The sequence below is a fragment of the Xanthobacter wiegelii genome (assembly GCF_043193855.2).
In the GTDB taxonomy this organism is placed as follows: Bacteria; Pseudomonadota; Alphaproteobacteria; order Rhizobiales; family Xanthobacteraceae; genus Xanthobacter; species Xanthobacter flavus_A.
Genome location: NZ_CM195529.1, coordinates 3,197,426 through 3,215,437, shown reverse-complemented (window position 1 = coordinate 3,215,437; position 18,012 = coordinate 3,197,426). Strand labels below are relative to the sequence as shown.

Below are 18,012 nucleotides of genomic sequence, written 5' to 3'. Positions count from 1 at the left end.
TAATTTAGCTAAGTATCGTCTCCGATGAGGCGCAGGAAGACGCTATTCGCCGCCACCGCCGTCTCCCCCACCCCCGTCGCCCGAGCCGCCGCTGTCGCCGGAATCAGACCCACCGCCGCTGTGGCCCACATGGGGGGATTCGCCCCCCGCCTCGCCGGAATGATGATGGGCGGAATAACCAGCCGCGATGATGAGCGCGCCACCGACTGCCGCAGCCGCAGCGGCCCGCTGCGCATTGGCACTGTCCGGCTCGGTGTTCGCAGCCGATGCCGCAGGGGCAGGGGAGTCCTCCCGGCCGAGGCCGTAATCGGCCGGCGGCTTCGCCCGGTTCAGCGTGGGGTCCGGCTTGGCATTCGGCCTGACGGCATCGGCCTTCCCGGCTGCCGCCTTGCCGCCGCCGCGCAGGCTGAGGAACAGCGCCAGCGGCGCGCCGATGACGAGGAGGGCGACGAGGATCTGCGTCGCATCCATGGGTCAGCGCTGCTCCCGCCGGGCGAGAAAGGCGAGGCGCTCGAACATATGCACGTCCTGCTCGTTCTTCAGCAGAGCCCCGGCGAGCGGGGGAATGGCCTTGCGCACGTCCTTCTCGCGCAGGGTCTCAAGCTCGATGTCCTCGGCCATCAGCAGCTTGAGCCAGTCGATCAGCTCGGAGGTGGATGGCTTCTTCTTCAGCCCCGGCACGTCGCGCAACTCATAGAAGATGCGCAGGGCCTCACCCACCAGCCGCTGCTTGATGCCGGGGAAGTGGACCTCGACGATGGCCCGCATGGTCTCGGGATCGGGAAAGCGGATGTAGTGGAAGAAGCAGCGGCGCAGGAAGGCGTCCGGCAGCTCCTTCTCGTTGTTGGAGGTGATGATGACGAGGGGGCGCTGCGCCGCCTTCACCTGCTCGCCCGTCTCGTAGACGTGGAACTCCATGCGGTCGAGTTCCTGCAGCAAATCGTTGGGAAACTCGATATCCGCCTTGTCCACCTCGTCGATCAGCAGCACCGGCCGCTGGTCCGAGGAGAAGGCGGTCCACAGCTTGCCCTTGCGGATGTAATTGGCGATGTCGTGGACCTTGGGGTCGCCGAGCTGGCTGTCGCGCAGGCGCGCCACGGCGTCGTATTCGTAGAGGCCTTGCTGCGCCTTGGTGGTGGACTTGACGTGCCACTCGATCAAGGGCGCCCCGAGCGCCGCCGCAACCTCCTGCGCCAGAACGGTTTTTCCCGTGCCGGGCTCGCCCTTGATGAGCAGCGGTCGTTCGAGGACGAGGGCCGCGTTGACGGCGACCTTCAGGTCGTCGGTGGCCACATAGCTCTTCGTGCCCTCGAACCGCATGAGACGTGTTTCCTTCCCGCGCTCTCTCGCGCCGCAGCAAGGTCGGCACCCCGCGACCATCCGTCAAGGGGCGCGCCGGAACGGGGGGCGCGCGCGAGGGTGCATCCGGGCCGCGTCGAAACCGGTGCGCGCAGGCGGACGGGATCGGATATGCCGGTTGTCGTAACCCCAAGGCGTCGATATAAGCGCGGCGACCAAGGGGCGTCCTCCTGGCCGAAAGGTCGGCTCCGCCGGCCCGCACGCTGGGGCGGCAGCCCTTAAGTTCCGTGACGGGGAGTTCGCCATCGGGACTCGGCGCCACGCAAGGCCGGATGGGCACGATCCGCCTTTCGCGTCGGGCTTCGACGGCAGAGCGACGCATATCGAGGACCTTGCTGATGTCGATCCAAATCGACGAGGACTATCGGCCCCGTGAGGACGAGCCCTTCATGAACGACCGGCAGCGCGAATATTTTCGCATCAAGCTGCTGCGTTGGAAGGACGACATCCTGAAGGAGGCCCGCGAGACCCTGCAGCACCTTCAGGACGAGAACCAGAATCACCCGGATCTTGCGGACCGGGCCTCGTCCGAAACCGATCGCTCCATCGAGCTGCGCGCCCGCGACCGCCAGCGCAAGCTGATCGCCAAGATCGACGCGGCGCTCCTGCGGATCGAGGACGGCTCCTACGGCTATTGCGAGGACACCGGCGAGCCCATCTCGCTGAAGCGCCTCGAGGCCCGGCCCATCGCCACCCTCTCGGTGGAGGCCCAGGAGCGTCATGAGCGGCGCGAGCGGGTCTATCGCGACGACTGATCCAATGTTCCGGCCGCCCCTTCCGGCGGCGCGTTCGCACCTATGAAGAAGGCCGGCGGAGCCATCGCCCCGCCGGCCTTCTTGCGTCTGGTACCCTGCGAAAGGGTCAGCGGCTGCGCGCGTTGGTGCGGCCGAGCAGGCTCGCCATCTCGGCGTCGAAATCGTCCAGCGGATCGCGCGGCGTCTCCGGCTCGACGGTCGGCGCGTCCCCGGCGGAGGGGGCGGCGACGGCAGGAGCCGGCTGGACCGGGGCGGTGATGGACGGCGCCGGCGCGTGGATCACGGGCGCGGCGATGTCCGTGGAGACCGGAGTCGCAGTCGGGGAGGGGGCGCGCAGCAGCGGGCTGGCGGCGTCCGGACGGGGGGCTCCCTCCTCGCGGCTCACGTCGCGCAGGGCGAGGGGCTCGCGGCGGGGCTGTGCCGGCGGCGGCAGCGGACGGCCCTCGCCGGCCGGGCGGAAGGAAAATTCCCGGGGGCGCAGCGGAGCTTCCGGGCGCGGCGTCTCGGTGCGCAGCGGCGCATCCACGCGGGCGCGGGGCTCGGTGGGACGCACATCGGTCGCGCGCGGCTCGGGGCGCGGCTCCGCTCCGCGCGTTTCCGCGGCGCGTGTGCGCGACTGGTAGAGAAAGCGCGACAGCGGGCCTTCGCCGCGCGGCGGCGGCGGGGGCTCGATCACCGGCTCGGCGCGCGGCGCGGGGGCCGGCTCGGCGGCGGCAGCGGGCTCATCGCCGAGGAGGTCGGACAGGCTGATCTGCGGCGCGGCAGCGGCCGGCTCGGGATGGACGAGCGCGGCATCGAGGCGATGGGAGAGGTCCTCGAGCTTCGCCGAGGCCTCGCTGACGGCGGGTGGCGCGTCCTCAGGCTCGGCCTTCAGCGCCTCCACCTTGGAGGCGTCGGCAGGGGCGGTCTCGATCCGGGGGGCGTCGATCTTGGGCGAGTCGACCTTGGGCGAGTCGATCTTGGGCGCGTCCATCTTGGGCGTGCTGGCGGCGAACTCGGCCTTGAGGGCTTGGAGGCGGGCCTGGTCGGGGCGCGGCGCCTCGGCGCGGGCGGGCTCCCGGGCCGCAGGCTCGGGCGCGGCATCGGCGGCGCGCGCGGCGGGGCGGCCGGACAGGGTGCCGTCGCCGCGCATCAGCGGACGGCGCGACAGGCCCGCGCGGCGCTCCTCGCGGGGCTCGGCCGGCGCGGGCGCGGGTTCCGTAGCGGCAGGCTCGGGGGCGGGAAGGCCGGCGGCGGCGGGCTCGGCGGTCAGCGTCGCGGGGGCGGGCGCAGCCGAGAGGGCGCGGCGCGGGGTCGGGCGCTGGAGGGTCGGAGCCTCACGGGGCGGGGCGACGGCGGCGGGCTGGCCTTCAGCGGCCTCCACGGCGTCGGCGGCGCCGATGTTCTGTTCGATCACGAGATCGCTGTTGCCGCCGATCAGCAGCAGATGCTCCACCTCGTCGCGACGGATGAGCACGAGGCGGCGGCGCTGGTCCACGGAGATGCTGTCGAGCACGGAAAGACGCGGCCCGGGCCGGCCGCGACGATCGCCTCCGGTGCCACGGGCGGCGAGGCGGCGCATCACCAGCACCGTCAACCCCAGCAGCGCTGCGATCACGATGGCCGCGACGGCCACCCGAATCGGGAACGCGAGCTGGGTACCGAACATCTGCTGTAGCATTATGCCTCCGCTTACCTCGAACAGGGCGCATCCCCGGGCGCAGGCCCGTCGGCGGCCTCCTGCAGCACCCATATTGGAATGCGCGATGCCCTTGGGCGATCACGCCGTCATTATCACGAAACGCCAAAGCACCCGGACGCGCCATTCGCCGCGTCGGGACCGCATCGTGAGCCTCAGGGCCTAAGGTTTTGTTGATAATCGTGGCAGGATTTAAGTCACCAGCGATTCTCTCCCTTAAATCCGTGCGAATGCCGCACGCATCTGGGCGGCGGATCGCCTGAACGGGTCGCCGGAATGGGTAAAGAGCGCATGCGGGGTCGCCAGACGAAGGACCAGGGCACCGCCGGGCGGCGCCGCAGGGGGCGCGGAGCAGGGGCGCTGGGCACCCGGCTGTTCATCATCGTCTTCGCGCTCGCGGGCGGCTTCGCGGGCGCCACCATCCTCGGGCGGGACGGGGGTGGCGTGCCCTCCGCCATCATAGGCGCATTGGCCGTGGTGGGGGTGGTGGAACTCTTCTTCGCCGCCCGGCGGGCTCTCAAGGGCGCCGAGCCGGATGATCCGCTGGGCGGCATTGCCCTTGCGGCAACCGGAGATGCCATGGCGGTGGTGGAGGATGGCGAGCGCATCGTCGAGGCCAACGCCGCCTATCTGCGCATGTGCCGCTCAGGCACCGCCGAGCCGCCGCTGCCCGAGCGCTTCCTTTCCCGCATTCCCGGCAGCCAGGCGACCGTGGGCGAACTGCTGAATGCCGTCGCCGGCGCCAGCGCCCATCTGAGTACCATGCCGTTCGGCGGCGGCCAGACCGCGCGGCAACTTGAGGTGTCCGTGCATCCCGTGGGCGGCGCGCGGCGCGTGCTGTGGACGTTGCGCATGGTCGACATGGCGGAGGCCGAACCGGCGCCGGCCCTCTCTCCGGCGCTTCCTGCGGCCCTCCCTGCCGCGCCGCTTCCTGCCGCGCCCCTTTCCGCGCCCACTGTCGCGAAGCCTTTGCCGGCCGCCCCGGCGGTGCGCCCGCCGGAGCCTTCCATCGTGGAGCCTGTTCCCGTAGCCGGGCCGGTTGCCGCTCCCGAGCCCAAGCTACAAGTGGCGAGCCCCGCTCCAGCCGCCGCGCCCGAAGGCTACGCGGGGCCGGATCTGGTGGCGGCGTGGGAGGAATTGCCGGCCGGGCTGCTGCGCATCGTCGGCGGCCGCGTGGTGGACCCCAACCTCACCTTCTGCCGGATGCTCGGCTACGCGCTGGCTGACTGGGGGCCGGACGGCATGCCGCTCGCCCGCATCCTTGCCGCCGAGAGCGTGCCCGCGCTCGCCGCCGCGCAGGCGAACGGCGGCCGCGCCGCGCTGGTGGCGTCGCTCCGCCGCAAGGACGGGACCGCGCTGCCGGTGCTGCTGCGCATCGCCGCCTCGGCCGATGGCACCGGCGCCGTGGCCCTTCCGCTCGATGCCGTCGAGGGCGCGCTCGGGGCCTCGGCCGGCATGGGCGCGACAGGTCGCGCGTCCAACGCCTCCGCGCCGGAAACGTCTACCGACGTCCTCGGCGACCTGTTCTTCCGCCGGGCGCCGCTGGCCATGGCGCTGGTGGACCGCTCCGGTGGGGTGCGCGCCGCCAATGCGGCCTTCGAGCGGCTGTTCGGCCGTGACGCCGCCGGCCGGCCGCTCACCGCTCTGGTGGCCGATGCCGCCGGCACCGAGGCGCTGCTCGCCGCCGCGGCCGGCGCGGGCGAGCCGCCCGCGCCCTGCGACGTGACGCTGGCCGGCGCCAACGCCCGCTCCGCCCGCTTCTATGCGGCGCCGCTGGGCGCCAGCGGCGACATCGCCTTGTGCGCCATCGACATGACGGAGCAGCGCGCACTGGAGGTGCAGTTCGCCCAGTCGCAGAAGCTGCAGGCCGTGGGGCACCTCGCGGGCGGCGTGGCGCACGATTTCAACAATGTGCTGACCGCCATCATCGGATATTGCGACCTACTGCTCGCCAAGCACCGGCCGAGCGATCCGTCCTTCCCGGACATCATGCAGATCAAGCAGAATGCGAACCGCGCCGCCGGCCTCGTGCGGCAGCTGCTCGCCTTCTCCCGTCGCCAGACCCTGCGGCCGCAGGTGATCGAGCTCGCCGACGTGATATCCGACGCCGCCGCCTTGCTGCGCCGCCTCATCGGCGAGCGCATCACGCTGGACGTGGAGCACGCCCGCGACCTGTGGCCGGTGAAGGTGGACGTGAACCAGTTCGAGCAGGTGATCGTGAACCTCGCGGTGAACGCGCGCGATGCCATGCCCGATGGCGGCACCCTCACCATCCGCACCGGCAACGTGCCGGCCGCCGGCTGCGCCGCCTATGGGCAGGGCCTGCCGGAGGGCGACTATGTGATGGTGGAGGTGGCCGACACCGGCACCGGCATTCCGCCCGACATCATGGACAAGATCTTCGAGCCCTTCTTCTCCACCAAGGAGGTGGGCAAGGGCACCGGGCTCGGCCTGTCCACGGTCTATGGCATCGTGCAGCAGACCGGCGGCACCATCCTCGCCGACAGCGAGATGGGACACGGCACCACCTTCCGCGTGTTCCTGCCCCGCCACATGGCGGGCGCCGAGGAAGAGGAGGCACCGAAGCCCGCCGAGCCGGAGCCGAAGGCCGGCGACACCACGGGGCAGGGGCGCCGCGTGCTGCTGGTGGAGGACGAGGACGCCGTGCGCGCCTTCGCCAGCCGCGCCCTCGCCAATCGCGGATACGAGGTGCTGGCGGCCGCCAGCGGCGTCGAGGCGCTGGAGCTGATGAACCGGGAAGGCAGCGTCGATCTCGTCATCTCCGACGTGGTGATGCCGGAGATGGACGGCCCAACCCTGCTGCGGGAACTGAGGAGCCGCGAGCCGGGGCTGAAGGTGATCTTCATCTCCGGCTATGCCGAGGAGGCGTTCGCCCGCAACCTGCCGCCGAGCGAGCATTTCTCCTTCCTGCCCAAGCCCTTCTCCCTGAAGCAGCTGGTCGCGGCCGTGAGCGAGACGCTGCGCGCCTGATACCGCCCGCCGGGGACGCTGCCTTTCTCTAACGTAATGAGAGAGAGGGGTTATCGGCCCTCGCGATGGCGTTTCGTCAGGCGCCCCGCGCTCTAGACGGGCGGGCCGCGTTTGCGCATTGTCAAGGCGCGGCTTGCCCGGCGGTCGCCAGATCTGGCCACCTCGCCCGATCTGCGGTCGGGCTGGCCGGCGAGGGGGAGGACCCTGACTTGACATCAACACGCACGAACATGCGGCGCCGGGAACTGGCGGGCTGGTCCCGCATCGCCGTGGCGCTGGCCTTCGGCTGGACCACGAGCCTCTATCCGGCCTTCGCCCAGCAAAGCGCGCCGGACGCGGGGGCTCCCGCCGCTCAGTCGCCGGCCGCTCAGTCGCCTGCGGCCCAACCGCCCGCCGCGCCGCCGGCCCCGCCGCCGGATGCCGCGGCCCAGACGGCTCCGCCGGCCGCACCTCCCGCCGCCCCGCCCCCCGCAGCTGCCGCCGCGCCGCCCGCCAACGCGCCGCCTCCGACCGGTGCGCCTGCGCCCGCCGCGCCGCCTGCGTCCGCGCTCTACAGCGTCGCCGAGCTGGAAACCCTGCTGGCGCCCTATGCGCTCTATCCCGACACGCTGCTCGCGCAGATGCTGCCGGCCACCGCCTATCCGCTGGAACTGGTGCAACTTCAGCGCTGGCTGGATGCCAATCCGAGCGCGGTGAAGAAGGGCAGTTTCACGGGCGTGGACGCGAAGACATGGGATCCCTCGGTGAAGGCGCTGGCGCGCTTCCCCACCGTCGTCGCCAAGCTGAATGAAAACCTCGATGCCACCCAGTCCATCGGCTACGCCTTCGTCAGCCAGCCGGAAGATGTCTCGGTCGCCATCCAGACCCTGCGCGCCAAGGCCGATGCGGCGGGCACGCTGAAGACCAACGACAAGCAGGTGGTGACGACGAAGCAGGAGGACGGACGCAGCGTCGTCTACATCACCTCGGCCGACCCGACGACGGTGTATGTGCCGACCTACGACCCGACCACCATCTACACCGCGGCCGGCGTCGGCCTGCTGGCTTTCGGGGCGGGCGTGCTGGTGGGCAATGCCTGGAACAATCCCTGGAACTGGAATCGCGGCTGGGTCTATCCCCCGCCGTGGCCGGGCTATCCCGGCTGGCGTCCGCCGCCGCCCCGCCCGCCGGGCGGCTGGCCGGGCGGTCCCGGCCATCCCGGCTGGCCGCCGCCTCCCGGGGGGCCGGGTGGTCCCGGTGGTCCCGGTGGTCCGGGTGGTCCGGGTGGCCCCGTTGGTCCGTGGAAGCCAAATCCGGGCAAGCCGCTGGCCGGCAAGCCGGGTGGCCCCGGCAAGCCCGGCGGCCCCGGTGGTCCCGTCGGTCCCGGTAGTATCGGCGGTCCGGGCGGTCCGGGCGGTCCCGGTGGTGTCGGTGGTCCCGGCGGTCCGGGGAAGCCCGGCGGACCGGGCGGAGCCGGCCAGCCGGGTGGTCTTGGTGGCGCCGGCAAGCCCGGCGGCGCGGGCGGTGCCGGCAAGCCGGGCGGTCCGGCCGGAGGCGCCGCGGCCAAACCCGCCAAGCCCGCCAAGCCGGGCGGCGGCGGCGCCCAGCAGATCAAGCGGGGCGGCGGCGGCGGCGGAAAGCCCGCCGTGATGCCGCGACAGGGCGGCGGCGCCAAGCTCCAGGGCGGCGGCGCGCGCGTCGGCGGCGGCGGCGGGAAGGCTCGCGGCGGGGGCGGTGGCCGCGGCCACCGCTGAGACGGTGCCGGGCTCGGTCCCGGCATTCCGATCTTCCGAGGGCCGGCGCGACTCGCCTCGCGCCGGTCGTTCCGTCCGGAGCGTTCCGGCGCGCGGCGAATGCGGCAGATGCCGGAATTGCGCACGGCATTGTGTCGCATGATTGCAACAGGGGACCCGCAACCGCGTCTTGCACAGAATTGCGGCCCTCCCCATCTACCTCTCGTCCGATGCGGCCAATCCCGCTTCGGCCCAGCTTTCGCCGCGCCGCGGGAGGAGCGGGGCAGCGCCCGCCGCCACAGGCCCGGGGGCGTACCCGCGATCCTCCACCAATGGCATGACACCTTGGCCGAACCGCGCACTTGCCTCCCTTCTGGCGCTGCGATAAGGCTCACGCGTCGTTTCGAACTTCTCTAGCCGGGCGGCGCGGTAACGCTTCAGGCGATCAGCCGTTTCTAGCTCCTTAAGACCCGATTGGGTGACCCCAGCGCGGCGCCCATGGCACCGACCGAGCGCTCCGAGGTGCGAGCAAGATGAACGCGTTGCTCATGGACTATCTGCCGGTGGTGATCTTCATCGGCGTTTCGGCGGTGATCGGCCTGGCCCTGCTGGTGTCGCCCTTCATCGTCGCCTACCAGAATCCGGACCCGGAGAAGCTGTCCGCCTATGAGTGCGGCTTCAACGCCTTCGACGACGCCCGCATGACGTTCGATGCGCGCTTCTATCTGGTGGCCATCCTCTTCATCATCTTCGACCTCGAGGTCGCCTTCCTCTTCCCGTGGGCGATCAGCTTCGGTGGCCTTGGCGATCTCGGCTTCTGGTCGATGATGATCTTCCTCGGCGTGCTCACCGTCGGGTTCATCTACGAATGGCGCAAGGGAGCTCTGGAATGGGACTGACCCCTTCGGCCACAAAGCCCGAGGTCGCGCGCGCGGCCACCGGCATCGTCGATCCCTCCACCGGCCGTCCGGTCGGCGCGGATGATCCCTTCTTCAAGGAGATCAACAGCGAGCTGGCGGACAAGGGCTTCATCCTCACCACGGCGGATGACCTCATCACCTGGGCGCGCACCGGCTCGCTCATGTGGATGACCTTCGGCCTCGCGTGCTGCGCGGTGGAGATGATGCAGGTGTCCATGCCGCGCTACGACGTGGAGCGCTTCGGCTTCGCGCCGCGTGCCTCGCCGCGCCAGTCGGACGTGATGATCGTCGCCGGCACGCTGACCAACAAGATGGCCCCCGCGCTCCGCAAGGTCTACGACCAGATGCCGGAGCCGCGCTATGTCATCTCCATGGGCTCGTGCGCCAATGGCGGCGGCTATTACCACTTCTCCTATTCGGTGGTGCGCGGCTGCGACCGCATCGTGCCGGTGGACATCTACGTGCCGGGCTGCCCGCCCACGGCGGAGGCGCTGCTCTATGGCGTGCTGCTGCTGCAGAAGAAGATCCGCCGCATCGGCACCATCGAGCGCTGATCGGGAGCCGGTGTGATGGACGAGACCCTCAACGACCTCGCCGCCCACGTCTCCGGCGCCCTGCCGGGCGTGGTGACCGGCACCGAGATCGCCTTTGGCGAGCTGGCGCTCTTCATCGAGCCGTCGCAGATCGTCAAGGCCGTGACCTTCCTGCGGGATGACCCCGCCTGCCTGTTCACCTGCATCGTGGACGTGTGCGGCGTGGACTATCCGGCCCGCGAGAAGCGGTTCGACGTGGTGTATCACCTGCTCTCCGTGAAGCAGAACGCCCGCATCCGCCTCAAGGTCGCCACCGACGAGGACACCCCGGTGCCCTCCATCACCGGCGTCTTCCCCGGTGCCAACTGGTTCGAGCGGGAGGCCTACGACATGTACGGCATCCTGTTCACCGGCCACCCGGAGCTGCGCCGCCTTTTGACGGACTACGGCTTCGACGGCCACCCCCTGCGCAAGGACTTCCCGACCACGGGCTTCGTGGAGGTGCGCTACGACGACGCCCAGAAGCGCGTGGTCTACGAGCCGGTCCGCCTGCCGCAGGAGTTCCGGAACTTCGACTTCCTCTCGCCGTGGGAGGGCGTCGAATACGTCCTGCCCGGTGACGAGAAGGCCTCGGGCCAGCCGCCCGCGCCGCCCAAGGCCGGGTGAGGGAGCGTCTCATGGTTGATGTCGCCGACGAGATGAAGCCCGCGGACAAGGTCCGCAACTTCCAGATCAATTTCGGCCCGCAGCATCCTGCGGCGCACGGCGTGCTGCGCCTCGTGCTGGAGCTGGATGGCGAGGTGGTGGAGCGGGTGGACCCGCACATCGGCCTCCTCCATCGCGGCACCGAGAAGCTGATCGAGGCCAAGACCTACCTTCAGGCCGTGCCCTATTTCGACCGGCTCGACTATTGCGCGCCGATGAACCAGGAGCACGCTTTCTGCCTCGCGGTGGAGAAGCTGCTGGGCATCGAGGTGCCCCGGCGCGGCCAGCTCATCCGCGTGCTCTATTCCGAGATCGGGCGCCTGCTCTCCCACCTCCTCAACGTCACCACGTTCGCCATGGACGTGGGCGCGCTGACCCCGCCTTTGTGGGGCTTCGAGGAGCGCGAGAAGCTCATGATCTTCTATGAGCGCGCCTCCGGCAGCCGCATGCACGCCGCCTATTTCCGGCCCGGCGGCGTCCACCAGGACCTGCCCCGCGCGCTGGTGGAAGACATCGGCGCCTTCTGCGACCCGTTCCTGAAGCTGGTGGCGGACCTCGACGCCCTCGTCACCAACAACCGCATCTTCAAGCAGCGCACCGTGGACATCGGCGTGGTGTCGGTGGAAGAGGCGCTGTCCTGGGGCTTCTCCGGCCCGGTGCTGCGCGGCTCCGGCGCGGCGTGGGACCTGCGCCGCTCCCAGCCCTACGAATGCTATTCGGAACTCGATTTCGACATTCCGGTGGGCAAGCACGGCGACTGCTACGACCGCTATCTCGTCCGCATGGAGGAGATGCGCCAGTCCACCTACATCATGAAGCAGTGCGTCGAGCGCCTGCTGAAGGAATCCGGTCCGGTCCACACCCAGGACCACAAGATCGCGCCGCCGAAGCGGGCGGAGATGAAGCGCTCCATGGAGGCGCTCATCCACCACTTCAAGCTCTACACCGAGGGCTTCCACGTGCCGGAAGGCGACGTGTATGCCGCGGTGGAAGCGCCCAAGGGCGAGTTCGGCGTCTATCTCGTCTCGGACGGCACCAACAAGCCGTATCGCTGCAAGATCCGCGCTCCCGGCTTCGCGCATCTGCAGGCCATGGACTTCCTCAATCGCGGCCACATGCTGGCCGACGTCTCCGCGGTGCTCGGCTCGCTCGACATCGTGTTCGGGGAGGTGGACCGCTGATGGCCCGCCTTCCGCTCGCCCTTTGCCCGATGCTCGCGTGCGGCCTGCGCGCGGCTTCTTCCGGGATCTGAACCATGTCCGTCCGCCGCCTCGCCGCCGAGCAGCCCGAGAGCTTCAGCTTCCCGCCGGAGCTGGAGGCCATCGCGCAGAAGCTGATCGCCAAGTATCCGGAAGGCCGGCAGGCCAGCGCCGTGGTGCCCCTTCTGTGGGAAACCCAGAAGGCCGCCGGCGGCTGGCTGCCCGAGCCCGCCATCCGCGCGGTCGCCGAGCGCCTCGGCATGGCGAACATCCGCGTGCTGGAGATTGCCACCTTCTACACCATGTTCAACCTTGAGCCGGTGGGGAAGTATTTCGTGCAGCTGTGCGGCACCACGCCCTGCATGCTGCGCGGCGCGGAAGCCATCAAGCACGTCTGCGAGAAGAAGATCGGCCATGAGCGGCACGTGTCCGCCGACGGCACCTTCTCCTGGCTTGAGGTGGAATGCCTCGGCGCCTGCACCAATGCGCCCATGGTGCAGATCAACGACGATTATTACGAAGACCTGACCCCCGAGACTTTCGAGAAGCTGCTCGACGATCTCGCCGCCGGCCGCCCGGTGAAGGTGGGGCCGCAGAATTCCCGCAGGGGCTCCGAGCCCGAGGGCGGCCCGCGCGTGCTGCTCGATCCCGCGCTCTATGCCTTCGCCACCACCGTGCCCGGCACCGAGCCGTCCGCGCCCGACGCGCCGGCTCCGGCTGCGGCCACCGCCGAGACGCCCGATCTCCTCTCCGCCGGCCGTCACCGTGCCGCCGAGGGAAGCCCGGCCGATCCCATGGGCGCCGTCGCGGCGGCCCAGGAGAAGGCGGCCGACGGCGCCGACACCCGCGAGAAGCGCGAGGCCGTCGCCGCGGAGGCGCAGGCCTCCAGCCCGTCCGTTACAGGTTCCGACCGTGAGCCGGTGAAGACCGGCACCGGCGTGCGCGATCCGGAGGAGTGAGGCCCATGCTCGCCGACAAGGACCGCATCTTCACCAATCTCTACGGCTTCCACGACTTCGGTCTTCAGGGCGCCCTCAAGCGCGGCAACTGGGACGGCACCAAGGCCATCCTGGAGAAGGGCCGCGACTGGATCATCAACGAGATGAAGGCGTCCGGCCTGCGCGGCCGCGGCGGCGCCGGCTTCTCCACGGGCATGAAGTGGTCCTTCATGCCCAAGCAGTCCGATGGCCGCCCCCACTATCTGGTGGTGAACGCCGACGAATCCGAGCCCGGCACCTGCAAGGACCGGGAGATCATGCGCAACGATCCGCATACGCTGATCGAGGGCTGCCTGATCGCCTCCTTCGCCATGGGCGCCCACGCCGCCTACATCTACATCCGCGGCGAATACATCTTCGAGCGCGAGCGCCTGCAGGCGGCGGTGGACCAGGCCTATGAGGCGCGCCTCATCGGCAAGGACAACGTCCACGGCTATCCCTTCGATCTCTACGTGCATCACGGCGCGGGCGCCTACATCTGCGGCGAGGAAACGGCGCTGCTGGAGAGCCTCGAGGGCAAGAAGGGCATGCCGCGCCTGAAGCCCCCGTTCCCCGCGAACATGGGCCTCTACGGCTGCCCCACCACGGTGAACAACGTGGAGAGCATCGCGGTCGCGCCCACCATCCTGCGGCGCGGCGCGGCCTGGTTCTCCTCCATCGGCCGGCCGAACAACGTGGGCACCAAGCTGTTCAGCCTCGCCGGCCACGTCAACACGCCCTGCGTGATCGAGGAGGCCATGAGCATCCCCTTCAAGGAGCTCGTGGAGAAGCATGGCGGCGGCATCCGTGGCGGATGGGACAATCTGCTCGGCATCATCCCCGGCGGCGCGTCGTGCCCGGTGATCCCCGGCGAGCAGTGCGAAGACCTCATCATGGACTTCGACGGCACCCGCGCGGTGAAGTCGTCCTTCGGCACCGCTGGCGTGCTGGTGATGGACAAGTCCACCGACATCATCAAGGCCATCGCCCGCATCTCCGCCTTCTTCAAGCATGAGAGCTGCGGCCAGTGCACGCCCTGCCGCGAGGGCACCGGCTGGATGTGGCGGGTGGTCAACCGCATGGCCGAGGGCCGCGCCCAGAAGCGCGAGATTGACCTGCTGCTGGAAGTCACCACCCAGATCGAGGGCCATACCATCTGCGCGCTTGGCGATGCCGCCGCGTGGCCGGTGCAGGGCCTCATCCGGCACTATCGTCATGTGATCGAGGCGCGCATCGACCAGTATGCCGCCAACCCGCATCCGGAACCGGTGGTTCCGGTGGCGGCGGAGTGAAGAGCACCCCGCCGGGCGCGCCGACGCGACGGGCGGGGAGGGGAGTTGTCTCAGGGAGCGGACGCCGTGCGTCCGGCTCCGGCCGCGCCCGGCGCGGTTCAAGGTGAGGTGGAAGTGATGGCGAAGATCGTCGTCGACGGAACCGAGGTCGATGTACCTGCCGAATACACGCTGCTCCAGGCGTGCGAGGCGGCGGGCGTCGAGATTCCGCGCTTCTGCTTCCATGAGCGGCTGTCCATCGCGGGCAACTGCCGCATGTGCCTGGTGGAAGTGAAGGGCGGTCCGCCCAAGCCCACGGCGTCCTGCGCCATGGCGGTGAAGGACCTGCGCCCCGGCCCCAACGGCGAGCCGCCCGTGGTGCTCACCAAGAGCCCCATGGTGAAGAAGGCGCGCGAAGGGGTGATGGAGTTCCTGCTCATCAACCACCCGCTGGATTGCCCGATCTGCGATCAGGGCGGCGAGTGCGACCTGCAGGACCAGGCCATGGCCTACGGCGCGGACACCTCGCGCTTCGCCGAGAACAAGCGGGCCGTGGAAGACAAATATATCGGCCCGCTGGTCAAGACCTCCATGAACCGGTGCATCCAGTGCACCCGCTGCGTGCGTTTCTCCACCGAAGTTGCCGGCGTGCCGGACCTCGGCGCCATCGGCCGCGGCGAGGACATGGAGATCACCACCTATCTCGAGCACGCCATGCGCTCCGAGATGCAGGGCAACGTGGCGGACCTCTGCCCGGTGGGCGCGCTGACCCACAAGCCCTACCAGTTCCATGCCCGGCCGTGGGAACTGGTGAAGACCGAGTCCATCGACGTCATGGATGCGGTCGGCTCCAATATCCGCATCGACACCCGTGGCCGCGAGGTCATGCGCATCCTGCCGCGCAACAACGACCTCGTGAACGAGGAGTGGATCTCCGACAAGTCCCGCTATGTGTGGGACGGACTGAAGGTCCAGCGGCTCGATCGCCCCTATGTGCGCAAGGATGGCCGTCTCGTGGCCGCCTCCTGGGGCGAGGCGTTCGCCGCCATCGCCGCCAAGGTGAAGGCCACCACCCCCGCGAAGGTCGGTGCCATCGTCGGCGATCTCGCCAGCGTGGAAGAGGTGTTCGCCCTCAAGACGCTGATGGGCAAGCTCGGCTCCGCCAACATCGACGCGCGCCAGGACGGCGCGAAGCTCGATCCGGCGCTGGGTCGCGCGACCTATGTGTTCAACCCCACCATCGCCGGCATCGAGCAGGCGGACGCCATCCTTCTCGTGGGCACCGACCCGCGGCACGAGGCCTCCGTCATCAATGCGCGCATCCGCAAGCGCTGGCGCCAGGGCGGGCTGAAGGTGGGCCTCATCGGCGCCAAGGTGGACCTCACCTACGCCTATGATTATCTCGGCGCCGGCCCCGACAGCCTCGCCGATCTCGCCGGCTCGTCCGCCTTCGGCGATATCCTGCGCAAGGCCGAGCGGCCGCTGGTCATCGTCGGCCAGGGCGCGCTGGCGCGGCCGGATGGCGCGGCGGTGCTCTCGCTGGCCGCCCGCGTGGCGGTTGCGGTGGGCGCGGTGAAGGACGGCTGGAACGGCTTCGGCGTGCTGCACACCGCGGCTTCCCGCGTCGGCGCGCTCGACGTGGGCGCGGTGCCCGGGCCCGGCGGGCTGGACGTGGCGGCCATGACCGCCCCCGGCGCGCTGGACGTGGCCTTCCTGATGGGCGCGGATGAGGTGGAGGTCGCCCCCGGCGCCTTCGTCGTCTATCTCGGCACCCATGGCGATCGCGGCGCCCACCGGGCGGACGTGATCCTGCCCGGCGCCGCCTATCCCGAGAAGTCGGGCATCTATGTGAACACCGAAGGCCGGGTGCAGTTCGCCAACCGCGCCGCCTTCCCGCCCGGCGAGGCGCGCGAGGACTGGGCGATCCTGCGGGCGCTGTCCGAGGTGCTGGGCCAGACGCTGCCCTTCGACAACATGCAGGCGCTGCGCGCGCAGCTCGTTTCGGCCTATCCCCACCTCGGCCATATCGACGAGGCGGCGGTGGCGGACGCGGGCGCGGTGGCGACCCTTGCGGGCGCCGGCGGCAGCGTGGACAAGGCGGCGTTCGCGCCGGTGATCGAGGACTTCTTCCTCACCAACCCCATCGCGCGGGCTTCCGCCGTGATGGCCGAATGCTCCGCGCTGCGCCTTGCGGCGGCGGCGGAAGCGGCGGAGTAGGCGATGGGCACGGTGAACCGGACGGCTGCGAGCTTCACGGAAACGCGGACATGAACTGGCAGGACACCCTCATCCAGGTGCTCATCATCCTCGGGCAGAGCCTCGCGCTGCTCGTGGCGCTCCTGATCTTCATCGCCTTCATCCTGCTGGCGGACCGCAAGATCTGGGCGGCGGTGCAACTGCGCCGCGGTCCCAACGTGGTGGGGCCGTTCGGCCTCCTGCAATCCTTCGCCGACCTTCTGAAGTTCGTGCTGAAGGAGCCGACCATCCCGTCGGGCTCCAACAAGGCGATCTTCCTGCTCGCCCCGCTCGTCACCTGCGTGCTCGCGCTCGCCGCCTGGGCGGTGGTGCCCATCGCGCCGGGCTGGGTGATCGCGGACCTCAACGTCGGCGTGCTCTACATCTTCGCCATCTCGTCGCTCGGCGTGTACGGCATCATCATGGGCGGCTGGGCTTCGAACTCGAAGTACCCCTTCCTCGCCGCGCTCCGCTCGGCGGCGCAGATGGTGTCCTACGAGGTCTCCATCGGCTTCGTCATCATCACCGTGCTGATGTGCGCCGGCTCGCTGAACCTCTCCGAGATTGTCGAGGCGCAGAACGGCCGCTTCGGCTTCCTCGGCTGGTACTGGCTGCCGCTGCTGCCCATGTTCGTCATCTTCTTCGTGTCGGCGCTGGCCGAGACGAACCGCCCGCCCTTCGACCTCGTGGAAGCGGAATCGGAGCTGGTGGCGGGCTTCATGACGGAATACGGCTCGACCCCCTACCTGCTGTTCATGCTGGGCGAGTACGTGGCCATCATGACCATGTGCGCCATGGGGACCATCCTGTTCCTCGGCGGCTGGCTCTCGCCCATCCCGTTCGCGCCCTTCACCTGGGTGCCGGGGCTGGTGTGGTTCGTCATCAAGCTCTGCTTCATGTTCTTCCTGTTCGCGATGGCCAAGGCCATGGTGCCCCGCTATCGCTACGACCAGCTCATGCGGCTCGGCTGGAAGGTGTTCCTGCCGATCTCCCTCGTCGCCGTGGTGGTGGTCGCGGGCGTGCTGCACTTCACTGGGACGGCACCGCGATGAACCGTCCCTCCACCCTTCCGCACAGCCTTCGGGGAGAGCGCCTGTGAAGCTCGATCAGGCCGCGCGCGCCATTTTTCTCACGGAGCTCGTCTCGGGCTTCTTCCTCGCCATGCGCTATTTCTTCAAGCCCAAGGCGACGCTGAACTATCCCTTCGAGAAGGGCCCGCTCTCGCCGCGTTTCCGCGGCGAGCATGCCCTGCGCCGCTATCCCAACGGGGAAGAGCGCTGCATCGCCTGCAAGCTGTGCGAGGCCATCTGCCCGGCGCAGGCCATCACCATCGAGGCCGGCCCGCGCCGCAATGACGGCACCCGCCGCACGACGCGTTACGACATCGACATGGTGAAGTGCATCTATTGCGGCTTCTGCCAGGAGGCATGCCCGGTGGATGCGATCGTCGAGGGACCGAACTTCGAGTTCGCCACCGAGACGCGCGAGGAACTTTACTACGACAAGGAAAAGCTGCTCGCGAACGGCGACCGGTGGGAGCGCGAGATCGCGCGGTCCATCGCACTCGATGCGCCCTACCGCTGAGCGGCGAGACGAACACGGCCGGCATCCTGCCGGTCTTCTGGAACGGGACCGGCGACGTGCGGCAACGCGCGGCGCCCAAGATCGGACTTTCGG

General features: G+C 69.8%; 15 protein-coding genes. 12 read left to right on the top strand and 3 right to left on the bottom strand.

Going from position 1 to position 18,012, the window contains the following annotated elements:
* Positions 1 to 42: 42 nt before the first annotated feature.
* Positions 43 to 471, bottom strand: coding sequence for a hypothetical protein (locus V5F63_RS14900; RefSeq protein ID WP_394102807.1), 429 nt, complete (start codon positions 469 to 471; stop codon positions 43 to 45).
* Positions 472 to 474: 3 nt separating this feature from the next.
* Complete coding sequence (locus V5F63_RS14895) at positions 475 to 1,320, bottom strand: AAA family ATPase (RefSeq protein ID WP_394030663.1); 846 nt, start codon at positions 1,318 to 1,320, stop codon at positions 475 to 477.
* A gap of 377 nt (positions 1,321 to 1,697) precedes the next feature.
* On the opposite strand from V5F63_RS14895, the gene dksA reads away from it, so the two are divergent.
* Positions 1,698 to 2,114: an RNA polymerase-binding protein DksA gene (dksA, locus tag V5F63_RS14890; protein WP_209483428.1), complete on the top strand. Its 417-nt coding sequence runs from the start codon at positions 1,698 to 1,700 to the stop codon at positions 2,112 to 2,114.
* Positions 2,115 to 2,220: 106 nt separating this feature from the next.
* Here the strand turns inward: dksA and V5F63_RS14885 are convergent, their stop codons facing one another.
* Entirely contained in the window at positions 2,221 to 3,774 is a 1,554-nt protein-coding gene (locus V5F63_RS14885) for a flagellar biosynthetic protein FliO (protein ID WP_509210804.1), read from the bottom strand.
* A 309-nt stretch (positions 3,775 to 4,083) separates the two neighbouring features.
* Here V5F63_RS14885 and V5F63_RS14880 point away from each other — a divergent pair, with 309 nt between their 5' ends.
* The 11 genes from V5F63_RS14880 to nuoI all read left to right on the top strand — a co-directional run bounded on the left by V5F63_RS14880 (position 4,084) and on the right by nuoI (position 17,919).
* Positions 4,084 to 6,783, top strand: coding sequence for a response regulator (locus V5F63_RS14880; protein WP_394102809.1), 2,700 nt, complete (start codon positions 4,084 to 4,086; stop codon positions 6,781 to 6,783).
* A gap of 209 nt (positions 6,784 to 6,992) precedes the next feature.
* On the top strand, positions 6,993 to 8,516 hold the full coding sequence (locus V5F63_RS14875) for a DUF3300 domain-containing protein (RefSeq protein ID WP_394102810.1): 1,524 nt from the start codon (positions 6,993 to 6,995) through the stop codon (positions 8,514 to 8,516).
* A gap of 512 nt (positions 8,517 to 9,028) precedes the next feature.
* Positions 9,029 to 9,394: an NADH-quinone oxidoreductase subunit A gene (locus V5F63_RS14870; protein ID WP_209483424.1), complete on the top strand. Its 366-nt coding sequence runs from the start codon at positions 9,029 to 9,031 to the stop codon at positions 9,392 to 9,394.
* The gene (locus tag V5F63_RS14865) at positions 9,385 to 9,969 is read left to right on the top strand and encodes a NuoB/complex I 20 kDa subunit family protein (RefSeq protein WP_209483421.1); all 585 of its coding nucleotides are present in this window, start codon (positions 9,385 to 9,387) and stop codon (positions 9,967 to 9,969) included. The genes V5F63_RS14870 and V5F63_RS14865 overlap by 10 nt, the downstream gene beginning before the upstream one ends.
* A gap of 15 nt (positions 9,970 to 9,984) precedes the next feature.
* Complete coding sequence (locus V5F63_RS14860) at positions 9,985 to 10,614, top strand: NADH-quinone oxidoreductase subunit C (RefSeq protein ID WP_394102811.1); 630 nt, start codon at positions 9,985 to 9,987, stop codon at positions 10,612 to 10,614.
* 32 nt (positions 10,615 to 10,646) lie between these two features.
* Positions 10,647 to 11,834: an NADH-quinone oxidoreductase subunit D gene (locus tag V5F63_RS14855; protein ID WP_209489746.1), complete on the top strand. Its 1,188-nt coding sequence runs from the start codon at positions 10,647 to 10,649 to the stop codon at positions 11,832 to 11,834.
* Between the two features lie 74 nt (positions 11,835 to 11,908).
* A complete protein-coding gene (gene nuoE / locus V5F63_RS14850; protein ID WP_245327177.1) occupies positions 11,909 to 12,811 on the top strand; it encodes an NADH-quinone oxidoreductase subunit NuoE in 903 nt (300 codons plus the stop codon).
* Positions 12,812 to 12,816: 5 nt separating this feature from the next.
* Positions 12,817 to 14,121 (top strand): NADH-quinone oxidoreductase subunit NuoF, encoded by a 1,305-nt coding sequence (gene nuoF / locus V5F63_RS14845; RefSeq protein WP_029558860.1) that lies wholly within the window; start codon positions 12,817 to 12,819, stop codon positions 14,119 to 14,121.
* Between the two features lie 117 nt (positions 14,122 to 14,238).
* Entirely contained in the window at positions 14,239 to 16,317 is a 2,079-nt protein-coding gene (nuoG, locus tag V5F63_RS14840; protein ID WP_394102823.1) for an NADH-quinone oxidoreductase subunit NuoG, read from the top strand.
* Positions 16,318 to 16,367: 50 nt separating this feature from the next.
* Positions 16,368 to 17,387 (top strand): NADH-quinone oxidoreductase subunit NuoH, encoded by a 1,020-nt coding sequence (gene nuoH, locus V5F63_RS14835; protein ID WP_209483418.1) that lies wholly within the window; start codon positions 16,368 to 16,370, stop codon positions 17,385 to 17,387.
* Between the two features lie 43 nt (positions 17,388 to 17,430).
* Complete coding sequence (nuoI, locus tag V5F63_RS14830; RefSeq protein ID WP_024278573.1) at positions 17,431 to 17,919, top strand: NADH-quinone oxidoreductase subunit NuoI; 489 nt, start codon at positions 17,431 to 17,433, stop codon at positions 17,917 to 17,919.
* Positions 17,920 to 18,012: the final 93 nt, after the last annotated feature.

Coding starts and splice junctions, on each gene's coding strand:
- V5F63_RS14860 (WP_394102811.1), top strand. CDS start 9,985: ATGGACGAGACCCTCAACGACCTCGCCGCCCACGTCTCCGGCGCCCTG.
- V5F63_RS14855 (WP_209489746.1), top strand. CDS start 10,647: ATGAAGCCCGCGGACAAGGTCCGCAACTTCCAGATCAATTTCGGCCCG.
- V5F63_RS14880 (WP_394102809.1), top strand. CDS start 4,084: ATGCGGGGTCGCCAGACGAAGGACCAGGGCACCGCCGGGCGGCGCCGC.
- V5F63_RS14885 (WP_509210804.1), bottom strand. CDS start 3,774: ATGCTACAGCAGATGTTCGGTACCCAGCTCGCGTTCCCGATTCGGGTG.
- nuoE (WP_245327177.1), top strand. CDS start 11,909: ATGTCCGTCCGCCGCCTCGCCGCCGAGCAGCCCGAGAGCTTCAGCTTC.
- V5F63_RS14865 (WP_209483421.1), top strand. CDS start 9,385: ATGGGACTGACCCCTTCGGCCACAAAGCCCGAGGTCGCGCGCGCGGCC.
- dksA (WP_209483428.1), top strand. CDS start 1,698: ATGTCGATCCAAATCGACGAGGACTATCGGCCCCGTGAGGACGAGCCC.
- nuoF (WP_029558860.1), top strand. CDS start 12,817: ATGCTCGCCGACAAGGACCGCATCTTCACCAATCTCTACGGCTTCCAC.
- nuoG (WP_394102823.1), top strand. CDS start 14,239: ATGGCGAAGATCGTCGTCGACGGAACCGAGGTCGATGTACCTGCCGAA.
- nuoH (WP_209483418.1), top strand. CDS start 16,368: ATGAACTGGCAGGACACCCTCATCCAGGTGCTCATCATCCTCGGGCAG.
- V5F63_RS14870 (WP_209483424.1), top strand. CDS start 9,029: ATGAACGCGTTGCTCATGGACTATCTGCCGGTGGTGATCTTCATCGGC.
- V5F63_RS14895 (WP_394030663.1), bottom strand. CDS start 1,320: ATGCGGTTCGAGGGCACGAAGAGCTATGTGGCCACCGACGACCTGAAG.
- V5F63_RS14900 (WP_394102807.1), bottom strand. CDS start 471: ATGGATGCGACGCAGATCCTCGTCGCCCTCCTCGTCATCGGCGCGCCG.